Origin of the sequence: Planobacterium oryzisoli (genome assembly GCF_015354315.1) — a bacterium.
Classification (GTDB): Bacteria; Bacteroidota; Bacteroidia; order Flavobacteriales; family Weeksellaceae; genus Planobacterium_A; species Planobacterium_A oryzisoli.
Genome location: NZ_JADKYY010000009.1, coordinates 79693 through 93251 on the forward strand (window position 1 = coordinate 79693; position 13559 = coordinate 93251).

Genomic DNA, 13559 nt, shown 5'->3' on the forward strand with positions numbered 1-13559 from the left:
ATGAAGAATTACCGACGAGTTATTCTGCTCCTTTTTATTTTGCTTTTCATTGCATGCGACAAAAAAAAACCTCCTTTACACAAAGAAAATAAGATACTTGCGGACAGTGCATTCGCACCAAAACGCCACGTACTTACATCGGAAGTTAAAAAAGAACTAGATTCACTGTTGTCCGCACACCGATTTAATGGCACTGTATCTATGAGTGTAGAAAATTGGGAACAATATGTGTTTGAAGGTGGGTACTGTAATTTTACGAAACTTAATCCTATTACGGAAAATACACATTTCTCCATCGCCTCTATTTCCAAGCAGTTTACGGCTGTGCTGCTTTTAAAGCTCAGTGAGCAAGGCGAAATAAATCTAACTGATAGTTTAGCAAGGTATGTTTTGGATACACCCAGCGTATATAATAACATCAACCTTCACAAATTACTCACCCACACATCCGGTCTGGGATTGAGCTCAGAACCTGGAGTAGCACCTACCTACCATTATTCGAACAAGGGGTATAATTTTTTGCAAGAGGTACTAGAGAAAACAACAGGTATGCCCTATCAGCAGTATTTATCAAAAACAGTTAGACAACTTGGCTTGAAAAACACCAGTACTGCGAGAGACCCACTGCCAGAGCAATTTGCCTCTGCCTATACAAGAACTTTACATGATACTACCAAGGTACCGGAAATGCCTCAACGTATCGAACGTATCGGAATAAGCATTGCTGCCGGAGGGATCATTTCTACCGCTAAGGACTTACACAACTGGAACTATCATCTCTACAGTGGAAAGATTCTGTCCAAGGATAATATTGCGAAGATGACTACTCCTTATGCGTATTTTTCCCACTATATATTAGGTGAAGTGGGATATGGCTATGGAATAATGATACAGGAAAAACCCGTAGTAGCTTATATGCATACCGGGTATGTTCGGGGAGCCCCTAGCTTATTAATTTACTACCCGGCGCACAAGCTGTCGGTTGCAATACTTAGTAATATAGCGAATGAGGCTGAGGGTAAGAAAGCGATTTTTAATACCCATTCTCAAACAAAGAACATTCTGGACCGCTATTTAGTACAACTACAAACTTCCACCAGCGATACTAAAAACTAGTAGTATATTAGCAATTGCTTTTAAAAGTCAAGAAACATTATTCTATTAAAGTGCAAAAAGAAAAAATCATACTAGGAATTGACCCGGGAACAGCAGTAATGGGATTTGGAGTAATTTCCATCGTTCAGTCACAAATTACACTCCTAGGGGTTGAAGAACTTGTCTTGAAAAAAAGTTACAATCACGAATCCAAATTAAAGGTGATATTTGATACAACACTTGCCTTCATTGACAGATTCCACCCAGATGAAGTGGCTTTAGAGGCACCATTCTTTGGTAAAAATGTTCAGTCAATGCTCAAATTAGGAAGAGCGCAGGGTGTGGCAATGGCAGCCTCTCTGCACCGCAGCATCCCTATTTGCGAATACTCTCCAAAGAAAGTAAAACAATCTATTACTGGAAACGGTAATGCCAGCAAGGAGCAAGTTTCAGCTATGCTCAAACACATTCTTAAAATAAAAGAATTCTCCACTTCTTCACTTGATGCCTCAGACGGTCTTGCAGTGGCAGTTTGCCACCATTTTAATTCCAATGGACTTTCCACGGACAAAGAGTCTTACTCCGGGTGGGAAAGTTTTCTAAAGAAGAATCCGCAACGGCTACGTTAAGTTCCCAATAAACTTGCTTAACCTAATACTATTTGTAACAAAATAGTAAGTAGCTTTACTTATCAGTAAATTCATTTAAATGAAAAGGAAGAAATTAACCAGCTATAAATTCAACAACCTCCAACATTTCTTGTTAGCATGCTCCGGAGCAAACCTTAATATACTGCGCAAAACGCCCAGTGAATGGAACAAATTTGCAGGGATTGGTGGTGTAATTTTGTTTACCTCCCTATTTGCCACCCTGAGTGCGGGCTATGCACTATTTACTGTCTTTGATAACCTATGGGCTGCAGCGGCCTTTGGAATTCTCTGGGGTCTTATGATATTCAATCTCGACCGTTATATCGTCTCTTCAATTAAGAAAACAGGGACATTTCGGAATCAATTTCTAATGGCAACTCCTCGAATTCTGCTAGCGGCCTTTCTAGGAATCATAATTTCCAAACCATTAGAGCTTAAAGTTTTTGAGAAAGAGATCAATAAGCAACTCAACACTATAGTTGAAAGGAATAAAGCGGACATAGAGAAACAAATGAATTCTCGAATTTTAAAACAGACCGAACCTTTCGAGCAAGAAAAAAAACAAATACAAGAAAAGACTGCACAATACCAAGCAGCTTTCGACAGTGCTGCAGTGGAACTGGAAAAAGAAATTTTAGGCACCAAGACAACACTCACCTCTGGCAAGGAAGGATTTGGTCCTAATGCAAAAAGAAAGGCGGAACTCAAAAATCAACGTTATGCAGAACTACAAAATTACAGACGTGAAGTTCAGCCGCGATTAAATGCCTTGGATTCCGCCATTACCAAAGTATACGATAATCTGGAAAAGAGTAGATCGGATGTGCAAGCAGTGGAGGAAGGCTTTAATGGATTCGCCGCTCGACTTCAAGCCCTTGATGAACTTGGATCCAACTCAAAAATAATGGCCACGGCATCGCTCTTTATAATGGGACTATTTATTGCACTAGAGATTGCGCCGGTCTTAGTGAAGTTAATTTCACCTGTTGGACCTTACGATTATCTACTTGACCAAACAGAAAACGATTACCGGCTGTACAGTAAGGAATTGATGACAAAAACCGAGCTTGCTACGGAGCGCCGTATAGAAGAGTTCAGGAGTGATTCTTAAATTGTTCAATAATCAATGAAATATCTCAGTATCATTTATTTCAGTACTAGCTTATAGAGTAGTAATTTTACCGAAAAGCACTGGCTAGTTGGAAAAAATACAAAGAAATTCTTGGATAGTTATTGCATCTGCCACACTCACACATCTTTTTTTGGGCACCGTCTACGCATGGAGCTTTTTTCAGGACAAGATTGCACTTCAAATGAACTGGACTCAAAGTGAAAGTGTGTGGGCATTCAGTTTGTCGATTCTCTTTTTAGGATTGAGCGCTGCATGGTTTGGACCGCGTACGCACAAATACGGTCTTTGGAAATTAGCAGTTATAGGGACCATCCTTTACGCAACTGGTTTTATAATCTCTGGAATTGCGCTACATTGTAAATGGTTATGGTTATTGTACTTAGGATTTGGCCTCGTAGGTGGAACGGGACTTGGAATGGCGTATGTGACACCAGTAAGTGCTGTTAGCGCTTTATCCACGAAGAAAAATGGTCTCCTAACGGGTTTAGTGGTAATGGGATTTGGCTTGGGTGCACTTGTAATGTCAAAAATTCTTGCTCCGGCAATAATGGAATGGACCGGAGATAACCTTGCCTATACATTTATTATAATCGGGAGCTCTCTTCTTATAATACAACCCGTAATAGCCTATCAGCTTCGATATTCCAAAGAAGGGAAGAAGAATGTCATCGTGTTGGCAAAAGAATTGAAAACTTCTTTACAGCAGCCATCGTACTACAGGCTATTTACCATGTTTGCACTGAACATCACCGCTGGAATGGTATTTATTTCTTTCCAATCCCCAATGTACGAACGTTTGTTACTCGGTACTTCTTTTAATTTCCCCCTACTTGCAGAGGGGTCCACCTTAATCGCAGCAAGTGCAATCTTTAATGGTCTAGGACGTCTTTTTTGGGGGTATTATGGAGATAAAATAGGTACGATTAAAGCATTTCGCCAGATATTTATTTTTCAGTTAGCACTATTCACTATTTTAATACTGACTAAAAATCCTTTGGTGTTTTTTCTAAGTGTCTGCTTTGTCCTGTGGTGTTACGGTGGTGGATTTGGCATATTACCATCGCTGATAAAATCACAGTACGGCTCCAGATTGATGCCTTCGGTGTATGGAATCACTCTTCTGGGTTGGAGTTTTGGGGGAATTATTGGCCCTCAATTAGTGGCACTATTACAGGATTATATGCCACTCGAGGCACAGAGATTCGCACTTATTGTCAGTGGCACTTTTATTACATTAGGATTTATCCTGTCACTGAGATTGCAGGAGGGGTTAAAGACAGGCACCCATTCAACTGTTTAGCTACTACCTGGATTTTAATCAGAAAGAATAATTGTAGTACTATCCGTAAACTCTTTTGTAGAAAAGTACATCGCACCACAAATTGAACTTTTTAATGTGTACATTCCTTTAAGTAGCACGATATAGTTTATTTTTCCTGCCACCACTGGTAATCGCCTTGTATTGGAACTTTTGTCTGTAATATCCACGATAATATTGCACAGAGAATTATTTCGCACTATCAATGACATCCGAGGATCATCAGGACCAGAGCTTAGAAGCACATCAATGGACTCTGCAGCAACCTTGTGTTTGCTGAGTGAATCCAGCCGCATTAGTTCTGTAAATTCGTCTTCCGCTAGGGGAATTGACTTTTCCTGTGTTGAGGTCGGTGCTTCCTTTGGTAGGGTGGGTGCGCAAGAAACAGCCAAAAGGAAAAGAAATGCACTTATGAATGTTCTTATCACAGAGAATAATTAGGTGCTTCCTGAGTAATAATGACATCATGGGGATGACTTTCTTTTAATCCAGACCCGGTGATCATAATCATTTTGCTCTCACTCTGCAATGCAGTAATATCCTTTGCTCCACAGTAGCCCATTCCTGCTCTTATACCTCCTGTAAGTTGGAATACAACATCCTCGAGTTTACCTTTATGTGGCACCCTACCTTCAATCCCTTCTGGGACAAATTTCTTAGCTTCACTCTGGAAATACCTCTCTTTTCCGCCTCTGCGCATAGCTGAAAGGCTGCCCATACCTTGGTAAGCTTTGAATTTTCTTCCTTGGAATATAATTTCCTCACCAGGAGACTCGTCAGTTCCTGCGAGTAAGGAACCTAGCATTACAGCTCCTGCCCCACTTGCGATGGCTTTAACTATATCCCCCGAGAGTTTTATTCCGCCGTCTGCTATCACAGCGACGTTCTTTGTTCTGGCGTATTCATAAACATTATAGATTGCTGACAACTGAGGCACGCCTACTCCAGCAACCACTCGTGTAGTACAGATAGATCCTGGTCCTACTCCCACTTTTAACACATTAGCTCCTGCTTCAATAAGATCCTCAGCAGCCTTTGCTGTAACGATGTTTCCTCCTACAATATCCAACTCAGGAAATGCGGCTCGGATCTCCCGTACCTTATCTAACACCCCTTTGGAATGGCCGTGCGCTGAATCCACTGCAATGATATCCACTCCCGCAGCTACAAGTGCACTAACCCTAGCCATTGTGTCTTCCCCAACACCAACTCCCGCGCCCACCAAAAGTCTTCCATGTGCATCCTTATTTGCATTTGGATACTCAAGCTGATTGTCAATGTCTTTAATGGTAATAAGACCTACCAATTTGAAATTGGCATCTACGATGGGGAGTTTTTCGACCCGGTTTTTCAAAAGAATCTTCTTAGCATCCTCAAGAGTAGTTTCTTTATCTGAGGTTATCAAGTTCTCTTTGGTCATAAGTTCCTCCACTTTGGAATCAAGATTTTCCTGGTACTTGACATCCCTATTGGTAATGATCCCTATAAGTGTATTGTTGGCGTCCACTACAGGAAGGCCGGAAATCTTGTATCGTGACATCAATTCCTTAGCCTCACCAAGGGTGTGGTCCTTGGACAAAGTCACTGGGTCGGCGATCATCCCGTTTTCAGAACGCTTGACTCTGTTCACTTGAGCACTTTGCTCCTCTATAGACATATTCTTATGGATAAAACCTAATCCACCGACTCTCGCTAATGCGATTGCCATATCAGCTTCAGTAACAGTATCCATAGCAGCGGACACTATAGGTACATTAAGCGTTATTTTATCAGAAAGACGTGACTTAAGTGAAACTTGGTTGGGAAGAACCTCGGAGTACGCAGGTACTAAAAGAACATCATCGAAAGTAATGGCTGTTTCTACAATCTTGTTATGGATAGACATCTCTACTTTCTTTGCAAAATTAAACTTTTTATTTCAACAAAGCAAAATAATGCATAGAGAGCTTAAAGTGGTGTGATTTCTTTGGCGTAAGAGGACTGTGCAGTATCACTCTTGGGGTAAGTCATCTCTTTTCGCATCCGGCTTAACGCTATTGCTTGGTTGATATCGTCTGATGAAAATTTTCCTTTCATTTCTATCCTCATCCACTGTCCCGGAGAAACAACATGAAGATGCACTGCAGTGATAGTACCTTTTTGGCTGCGAACAATTAGGTTTACCTTTTCACTTCCGGAGTTTATCTGCATCCAGGGCTCAAAGCCCATTGGACTTATTACTTCACCAAAAGTCTCCGCCTGGGGCCCACTAATTGAATACAGTTTTACTCTTGAAACCTGCCGTAGGAGCGGATAAATATCATCCCGATCTTCTTGTGACGAAAGAGCGCTTTTCAAGAATGGTCGCGCCATCCACATAGGCACATTTATCTTGGTAACTTCTACCGGTTTACCTCCTTCCACAAGACCTGTGCGCGTGCGGCTCGATACTTGGCAGGACTGTACTGCCATAAGCAGCACTGCAGCTCCTGAACAAATTATTCTATTAAATTTCATACACGTTATTTTGCGTTAAGTTTTCCGCCTGATGATACTTCCAAGTTGCTATCAATGGATGGATTGCCGAGGTATAGAACTTTGGCAGCTGATGAAATCTTTCCTGTAAGGGCACGTGCCACATTTAGCGTAACTTCACTTGCTGAACTTATTTGTACATCTGCCGTCTGCAGCTCTAGTGTTCCTGCTTTAATAGAGGCGGCACTAGAGGAATGGATTGTAGCTTTATCCACTTTTCCTGACAATGTTCCTTTCATAGCACTGCTAGCTTTTACATTGAGAATCGGAGCAGCCACTTTAAGCAACATTTCCGCGCCGGAACTTCCCTCAATCGCAATAGATTGGGCAGCTCTCAAATCAGCCTCCATGCTTGCACCTGAGGAAACTGCAATATTAATTGTTTGCGAACTGATTGGAGTCAAACCTACTACTTGACTCCCTGCGCTAGCACTAATTTCGTCTATAAAAGGAGTGGTAATCTCTACATGGAGGGTCTTGAAGCGGGCGGGTTGTAGTCCCTTATTCTGAATATCCACTAACAAAACTCCATTACTAACAGACGTCCGTACCCGATCCAGTTTATCACTGTCTGCAGTAACCTTTACGATTGTACTCTTTCCTTGTGCGATTGTAGCTTTGATACCATTACCTACTGTGATCCCTCGAAACGAACCTACATTGCGCACCTGTTGGACAACGGATTGATTGGTACCATGGCCTTGAGAGTCTGTATTAGAACTTTGTGTATTAGAATTTTGCGCTGCCGCTGCTATGTTATTTATATCTTTCATAGAAAGTTTCCCATCAAGCATCAACAATACTGTGTCAGTACCAGAATGCACACTCAGCAGCAAGTCATCAAAGACCCCGTCCAGTGCATCTCCAGCCAAGAATTTGATCTTACTGTCCTGACTTTGGACACTCATTAACTCCTTGTAATTAAGAGTTCTTAAGGAGGCATTTATTTCTGTCTGCAGCGCAGATGTGCTGATATTCTTTTCCGAATCCTGGTCCGATTCTACTACTAATATCTGCAGCCCGTCCAATTTGTCCAAAAAGGGTTTAATATGTGCCATCTCATCCTGTTGAATATCCAAATGACTTAGCATATTAAACATGGGCTTAGCAATCCGAATGGTAGTTACCCCCGGAGTATCTTGGTATTGGTCAAAGAGTGCATTGAGCTTACTTTTTTGTGCATAAGATTGGTTAAACCACCCCAAGCAAAACAGTAGGATTAAAAGTGTATTTTTCATTATATTTTTTTTTAATTGCCAAATTCATTAATTATTGATGTACTACTTACAGTACGGTTTACATTTTCAGAGAGTACTCTGAGAGAATAGTGGGTAAGCTCTAAGGCTTCCTGCTGATTTTTCACCTCCTGCCCGTTAATGGTTACAAGCGCCTGCGTGGAAACCTCCCCTTTGGCCAGATCAGCATTAACTGTGGCTACTACATCAGATTTTGGTTTAGTGGTTTCCCGCTGTACCAATGTGGGAGGCATATGTCTTTTAATTCGTCCTCTCTTGGGTAGTATTTTTTCCATCAAAACCTCTGGCTCTATACTAACGGCGCTGGAATTGCGGACTTTTACAGAATCACTAGAGAGATCACTATTTAGAACTTCTTTTTGCATTGGAATCGAACCTTCCTCCTTAGAATTGGCTAATTGAGGTGTTACGGGTGCAGATTCATTCAGTACGAGCGTACTTACTAGCAGAGCCATAGCGGCAGCGGCGACAGTGAAAGAAAGAGCAATGATTTTATTTTTTGAGCTCTTCCTAGTAGATTCTACTTTAGTAGAGGACTCCTCAACCTGGGAGAGAAATTCTTCAAATTCCCAATGCATAGATTCCTTACGTAGCTGATCCACAGTATTTTTATAGGGTAGTAAGCGATCTTTTTTCATAATGCATTAGTTGGGTTATTTGCTGCCTAATCTTTTCTCTGCCGCGTGCTAGATTAACGCGCACTGCATTTCTCTCCATCTCTAGAGTTTCTGCAATTTCTTCAATACTGAATTCCTCAATGTCCCTAAGGTGTAAAACCAACTTCTGCTTTTGAGGTAGCGCTTCAATCATTTGCACTATCTGTTCATGCAGATTATTAAATTCGCTTTGGGAACTAACAGACTGATTAGATGCATTATTCTGATAATTAAGTTTCACAGCGTTATGCTTCAACCGGTTGAGGCATTCGTTTTTAACACATCTAAGAACATAAGACTTTAAACAAGTATAACGTTCTAACTCTTTTCTCTTTTCCCAGAAACGCATCATGAGTTCCTGCACAACGTCCCGAGCATCATCTGGCTCTGACAAATAGCGTTTAGCAAAACGGAACATTTCATCCTTTAGAATAAAGACGTTATGCTTAAAAGTTTGATGCTCCATATTTGGCTTTTACATTAATAAGACATTTGGAAAGACAATTATATTACATGAACATACAAAAAAATCCGCTTACCTATAGGTAGCGGACTGATTTTCAATGCGTTAAAATTAATAATTAGTATACACATACTCTAAAATAGCGCGGTCTTCATCCTTAAGATGCTGATGTCTTCTACCCATTGCTTTTTCTGCCACCTCATATGCTCTATCTAAACGGAACTTTTCATCTCCCTTTGCCCCACCCCAAGAAAAATTTTCTACTAAGTTGGGAGGAAAACCTGACTTAAATATATTTGCTGCCAGACCTACAACGGTACCTGTATTTAATTGAGTATTTATTGCCGTTTTGGAATGGTCGCCCATGATAAGGCCACAAAATTGGAGTCCCGTATCTACAAATTTCATTTTCTTGTAATTCCATAATTTCACGGAAGCATAGTTATTCTTCAGGTTAGATGAGTTGGTATCCGCCCCTAGATTACACCACTCTCCCACCACTGAGTTCCCGAGAAATCCATCATGGCCTTTATTGGAATAACCAAACAGTACTACATTGTTTAATTCTCCACCTACTTTACTATACGGTCCAATTGTAGTTGCTCCATAGATTTTCGCACCCATATTGACTACACTTCCTTCACATAATGCGAATGGCCCTCTAATATGTGAACCTTCCATGACTTCGGCATTATTACCAATGTATATTTTGCCTTTTCTAGTATTAAAAGTACAGTATTCTATCACTGCACCTTCTTCTATAAAGACATCCTTTACGTCACCTACTACACCATTGGTCTGGGAAAGCTCAGCAGAGTCTCTTCCTTTAGTAATTAAGTTAAAATCATACTCTAATGCGACCTCATTATAGCTAAATAAATCAGTGGGCTTGCTAAAGTAGTACAGATCTTCAACATCCTCCATGGTATGTATTCCTCTTAGGCTAAAATCAGCCATATGAACTTTTGCCGCAAGCAGTTCATCTTTATAAACTAAAGCATGTCCAGTCTCAAGGTTTCTAATCTTCTCTACCAGTCCCGGCGAAGGTATAAAGTGGGACACCAAAAATAGACTTAGTTCCGCTTCGGGGAGCGGATACTTGGATTGTAGATAATCTTCGGTGAGATACGTAACTGGTAAATCTCCTAGTAGTTTTCTCCATCTTTCTTCAAATGTTAGAATACCGCACCGTAATTGGGCAGTAGGCCTTGTGAAGGTTAAAGGGAGAAAATCCTGCCAGTACTGCGCGTCGGATAATACAATTTGAGTCATAGATTCTTATAAATTTTACTTCTCAAAAATACATAAAAAAAGGCCTTACATGTAGTAAGACCTTATGTATATAAGTGAAAGTAACTATTTACTTTGCAAATTTCTTATACTTATTCATGAATTTATCAACTCTACCTGCTGTATCTACAAGTTTAACTTTACCTGTGTAGAAAGGGTGAGAAGTAGAGGAGATTTCCATTTTGATCAGTGGATAAGTTTCTCCTTCGTACTCGATTGTATCCTTGGTTTCTGCAGTTGATTTGCAAAGAAACATCTCGTCGTTACTCATATCTTTGAAAACAACAAGTCTATAATTTTCTGGGTGAATTCCTTGTTTCATAATAATTAAATTAAAAAATTAAAGTTTGCTTCAGAAATAGTAATGGATATTCCTCTGCTAAATTTTAGATTGCAAAAGTATGAAATAATTTTTATATGAACCAATTTTACCATACATTTTCCTACTACCTTTTTACAATGCAAGGGAATCCCATACTCTTTAGCATTCCCTTGTCCTAAAAAGCTTTAAATTTGAACTTATAAAACAGTATATGGAAATCACAAATCTTCAAAGACTCGCAGATGAGTGGATTAAGCAATATGGAGTGCGTTATTTTGACCCGCTTACAAACATGGCAATCCTTACAGAAGAGGTCGGTGAGGTCGCACGTATCATTGCTAGAAGATATGGGGAACAAAGTGAGAAAGAATCCGATAAAGAAGTGGATCTAGGCGAGGAATTAGCGGATGTGCTTTTTGTGGTTCTGTGCTTAGCGAACCAGACGGGCACTGATCTCCAGTCCTCATTCAATGAGAAATTGAAATCCAAAGCAGATAGAGATTCTCAACGCCATCAAAACAATGAAAAACTTAGAAGGTAAGGTATGGAGAAACTTCTTTTAGAAAAGCGAACTATGTTATCTAACCGGTTGGTACAAATATCAGGTTCAAAAAGTATATCCAATCGCCTACTAATTCTTGACGCGTTATATAAAGATTTACGCTGCGAGAATCTCTCTGATTCCCAAGACACTAAAGTACTTCAAAAAGCATTGAGTTCCACCCAGGACACTATCGATATACATCATGCAGGTACTGCAATGCGCTTTCTTACAGCATACTTCGCTATACAGTCAGACCGCAGTGTTATCTTAACGGGATCCACCAGAATGAAGCAACGTCCCATTAGTGAATTAGTTCATGCGCTTAGAGATCTTGGTGCCGATATAACTTTTACAGAAAACGAGGGTTACCCTCCATTGCAAATTAACGGAAGGACGCTTAAGGGGGGGACAATTCACATGCCCGGTGATGTAAGCAGCCAGTTTATTTCTGCTCTGCTTTTGATTGGACCATTCCTTCCTGAAGGGCTTGAGATACACCTTACTGGAGATATTCTATCCCGCCCCTATATTGAAATGACCCTTACTTTACTCAAGAAGGTAGGTTTTGATTCGCAATTCAAGGATAATGTAATCTCAGTATCTCCCTACAATTTGGAAAGCAGTGCATCACAAATTCGTTACTTCCATGTGGAAAGTGACTGGTCCTCTGCTTCCTATTACTACTCAATGGCGGCAATAAGTAGGCAAAGCATACGGCTAAAAAACTTCAAGAACTACTCGTACCAAGGTGATTCACAATTAAAAGAAATCTACTGGAAGTATTTTGGAATCAACACTGTTACCGACATACAAGAACTTTCGATTAGTTTACTACCGGAGAATCATCAGTCCGTCTCGCGTATTGAACTAGATATGCGGACATGTCCTGATTTAGCGCAGACACTTTGTATTACCGCCGCTGCAAAAAAGATCCCGTTCCAAATCACCGGCCTGAAGACACTGAAAATAAAGGAAACCGATCGACTTCTAGCGTTACATAATGAATTAAAGAAAATTGGTTGTAATACAATAATAACGGAAGAATCAATTGAAAGTACCCATTTTTTTGAAATTTCGGAACCAATTGAAATCCAAACCTATAACGATCATAGGATGGCGCTAAGTTTTGCACCTTATGCTCTAATCCAGAGCCTTACTATACAGGACCCCAATGTGGTAGAGAAATCGTATCCTATGTTTTGGAACCACTTTGATCAAATTACAGAAATAATTGAAAGCTAAACAAGTGAAGAAAACCATAATTATCACAGGATCCTCCAGTGGTGTAGGATTACACGCAGCCAAACATCTCTCTTTAAGAGGACATCAGGTGTTTGGACTAAGCCGATCGCAACCGGATAGCAATGAATTCACCACCATCATAACCGATATAACCGATAAAAAACAAGTTGATGCGGCCATTACTGAGGTGATGAAGCATACAAATACTATAGATGTACTTATTAATAACGCGGGTATGGGTATGGTAGGTGCGGTAGAGGACGCGAGCGCGGACGAAATTGGCAGATTATTCAGCCTAAATCTAGTAGGAACCGTGCACATGATTAGTACGGTTCTGCCGCATATGCGTTCAAAGAAGAAAGGCACTATCATAAATATCTCTAGTATTGGGTCCGAAATGGGCCTACCCTTTCGCGGCTTTTACTCCGCTTCTAAAGCTGCAGTAGACAAGATGACCGAGGCATTACGTTATGAAATCGCACCTTGGAATATTATGGCTACTGTAGTACACCTAGGAGATATCAATACCGAAATAGCCAAAAGCAGAGTACGAAGTAATGTTTCTTCTGTGTATAGAAGTATTTTTGACCAAGTATATGAAGGGATGAACCAACACGTATCTAACGGTACCGACCCGGAAGAAGTGGCAAGATATCTGGAACAAATCATCTTAAAACCTACGCTAAAGGGACACTATTACTTTGGGAAGATTGGTCAGCGCTTGGCTGTCCCACTCAAACACCTGCTACCTCAATCGCTATTTGAATCTTTGATGAAGAAGTACAGTAAAACTTAATCCCTTACGCATGTAGCTTTTAGTGCACATTGGGCCGTCCTATAGGGGCGGCTTATTTTGTTACTAGAGAGTATTTGGTGTGTATGGGAGTGGGAGGTTTATCGGGTGTAGTTAGGGTTAAAAAAAAATCCCCAACCACGTATGTGATTGAGGATTTGAAAAAAAACTGGCGGCGACCTACTCTCCCGCGTTAGCAGTACCATCGGCGCTAGAGGGCTTAACTTCTGTGTTCGGAATGGGAACAGGTGAGCCCCTCTGCTAAAACCACCCTAAATATTATA

15 protein-coding genes and 1 rRNA gene are annotated in these 13559 nt (G+C 40.6%); 7 read left to right on the forward strand and 9 right to left on the reverse strand.

The window, feature by feature from the left end:
* The 4 genes from IC612_RS07995 (at position 1) to IC612_RS08010 (ending at position 4177) form a co-directional block, all read left to right on the forward strand.
* A complete protein-coding gene (locus IC612_RS07995) occupies positions 1 to 1116 on the forward strand; it encodes a serine hydrolase domain-containing protein (RefSeq protein WP_262892256.1) in 1116 nt (371 codons plus the stop codon).
* Positions 1117 to 1166: 50 nt separating this feature from the next.
* Positions 1167 to 1724 (forward strand): crossover junction endodeoxyribonuclease RuvC, encoded by a 558-nt coding sequence (gene ruvC, locus IC612_RS08000; RefSeq protein ID WP_194739664.1) that lies wholly within the window; start codon positions 1167 to 1169, stop codon positions 1722 to 1724.
* Between the two features lie 79 nt (positions 1725 to 1803).
* Positions 1804 to 2856: a DUF4407 domain-containing protein gene (locus IC612_RS08005; protein ID WP_194739665.1), complete on the forward strand. Its 1053-nt coding sequence runs from the start codon at positions 1804 to 1806 to the stop codon at positions 2854 to 2856.
* An 88-nt stretch (positions 2857 to 2944) separates the two neighbouring features.
* On the forward strand, positions 2945 to 4177 hold the full coding sequence (locus IC612_RS08010; protein WP_194739666.1) for an MFS transporter: 1233 nt from the start codon (positions 2945 to 2947) through the stop codon (positions 4175 to 4177).
* 14 nt (positions 4178 to 4191) lie between these two features.
* Here IC612_RS08010 and IC612_RS08015 read toward each other — a convergent pair whose 3' ends face one another.
* The 8 genes from IC612_RS08015 to IC612_RS08050 form a co-directional block, all read right to left on the reverse strand.
* On the reverse strand, positions 4192 to 4623 hold the full coding sequence (locus tag IC612_RS08015) for a DUF6759 domain-containing protein (protein WP_194739667.1): 432 nt from the start codon (positions 4621 to 4623) through the stop codon (positions 4192 to 4194).
* Positions 4620 to 6080 carry an IMP dehydrogenase gene (gene guaB, locus IC612_RS08020; RefSeq protein WP_194739668.1) on the reverse strand — a complete coding sequence of 487 codons (1461 nt, stop codon included), beginning with the start codon at positions 6078 to 6080 and terminating at the stop codon, positions 4620 to 4622. The genes IC612_RS08015 and guaB overlap by 4 nt, the downstream gene beginning before the upstream one ends.
* A gap of 62 nt (positions 6081 to 6142) precedes the next feature.
* Positions 6143 to 6691: a DUF4252 domain-containing protein gene (locus IC612_RS08025; protein ID WP_194739669.1), complete on the reverse strand. Its 549-nt coding sequence runs from the start codon at positions 6689 to 6691 to the stop codon at positions 6143 to 6145.
* Positions 6692 to 6696: 5 nt separating this feature from the next.
* On the reverse strand, positions 6697 to 7947 hold the full coding sequence (locus IC612_RS08030; protein ID WP_194739670.1) for a DUF4252 domain-containing protein: 1251 nt from the start codon (positions 7945 to 7947) through the stop codon (positions 6697 to 6699).
* An 11-nt stretch (positions 7948 to 7958) separates the two neighbouring features.
* Complete coding sequence (locus IC612_RS08035; protein ID WP_194739671.1) at positions 7959 to 8603, reverse strand: hypothetical protein; 645 nt, start codon at positions 8601 to 8603, stop codon at positions 7959 to 7961.
* On the reverse strand, positions 8575 to 9087 hold the full coding sequence (locus tag IC612_RS08040) for an RNA polymerase sigma factor (protein WP_194739672.1): 513 nt from the start codon (positions 9085 to 9087) through the stop codon (positions 8575 to 8577). Before IC612_RS08040 ends, IC612_RS08035 begins: the two co-directional genes overlap by 29 nt.
* 108 nt (positions 9088 to 9195) lie before the next feature.
* Positions 9196 to 10356, reverse strand: a complete 1161-nt coding sequence (locus IC612_RS08045) for a GlmU family protein (RefSeq protein WP_194739673.1) — start codon at positions 10354 to 10356, stop codon at positions 9196 to 9198.
* Between the two features lie 88 nt (positions 10357 to 10444).
* A complete protein-coding gene (locus IC612_RS08050) occupies positions 10445 to 10696 on the reverse strand; it encodes a type B 50S ribosomal protein L31 (RefSeq protein WP_002662609.1) in 252 nt (83 codons plus the stop codon).
* 211 nt (positions 10697 to 10907) lie between these two features.
* On the opposite strand from IC612_RS08050, the gene IC612_RS08055 reads away from it, so the two are divergent.
* The 3 genes from IC612_RS08055 to IC612_RS08065 are packed head-to-tail and all read left to right on the forward strand — an operon-like array spanning position 10908 to position 13278.
* Complete coding sequence (locus tag IC612_RS08055) at positions 10908 to 11237, forward strand: nucleotide pyrophosphohydrolase (RefSeq protein ID WP_194739674.1); 330 nt, start codon at positions 10908 to 10910, stop codon at positions 11235 to 11237.
* A gap of 3 nt (positions 11238 to 11240) precedes the next feature.
* Complete coding sequence (locus IC612_RS08060; RefSeq protein ID WP_194739675.1) at positions 11241 to 12482, forward strand: 3-phosphoshikimate 1-carboxyvinyltransferase; 1242 nt, start codon at positions 11241 to 11243, stop codon at positions 12480 to 12482.
* Positions 12472 to 13278, forward strand: a complete 807-nt coding sequence (locus IC612_RS08065) for an SDR family oxidoreductase (RefSeq protein WP_228512938.1) — start codon at positions 12472 to 12474, stop codon at positions 13276 to 13278. The genes IC612_RS08060 and IC612_RS08065 overlap by 11 nt, the downstream gene beginning before the upstream one ends.
* A 164-nt stretch (positions 13279 to 13442) precedes the next feature.
* Here the strand turns inward: IC612_RS08065 and rrf are convergent.
* Positions 13443 to 13550 (reverse strand): 5S ribosomal RNA (rrf, locus tag IC612_RS08070).
* Positions 13551 to 13559: the final 9 nt, after the last annotated feature.

What these genes read in the sequence shown, in the direction of transcription:
- IC612_RS07995 (WP_262892256.1), top strand. Translation starts at nt 1, where the DNA reads ATGAAGAATTACCGACGAGTTATTCTGCTCCTTTTTATTTTGCTTTTC.
- IC612_RS08005 (WP_194739665.1), top strand. Translation starts at nt 1,804, where the DNA reads ATGAAAAGGAAGAAATTAACCAGCTATAAATTCAACAACCTCCAACAT.
- guaB (WP_194739668.1), bottom strand. Translation starts at nt 6,080, where the DNA reads ATGTCTATCCATAACAAGATTGTAGAAACAGCCATTACTTTCGATGAT.
- IC612_RS08025 (WP_194739669.1), bottom strand. Translation starts at nt 6,691, where the DNA reads ATGAAATTTAATAGAATAATTTGTTCAGGAGCTGCAGTGCTGCTTATG.
- IC612_RS08030 (WP_194739670.1), bottom strand. Translation starts at nt 7,947, where the DNA reads ATGAAAAATACACTTTTAATCCTACTGTTTTGCTTGGGGTGGTTTAAC.
- IC612_RS08035 (WP_194739671.1), bottom strand. Translation starts at nt 8,603, where the DNA reads ATGAAAAAAGATCGCTTACTACCCTATAAAAATACTGTGGATCAGCTA.
- IC612_RS08040 (WP_194739672.1), bottom strand. Translation starts at nt 9,087, where the DNA reads ATGGAGCATCAAACTTTTAAGCATAACGTCTTTATTCTAAAGGATGAA.
- IC612_RS08045 (WP_194739673.1), bottom strand. Translation starts at nt 10,356, where the DNA reads ATGACTCAAATTGTATTATCCGACGCGCAGTACTGGCAGGATTTTCTC.
- IC612_RS08050 (WP_002662609.1), bottom strand. Translation starts at nt 10,696, where the DNA reads ATGAAACAAGGAATTCACCCAGAAAATTATAGACTTGTTGTTTTCAAA.
- IC612_RS08055 (WP_194739674.1), top strand. Translation starts at nt 10,908, where the DNA reads ATGGAAATCACAAATCTTCAAAGACTCGCAGATGAGTGGATTAAGCAA.
- IC612_RS08060 (WP_194739675.1), top strand. Translation starts at nt 11,241, where the DNA reads ATGGAGAAACTTCTTTTAGAAAAGCGAACTATGTTATCTAACCGGTTG.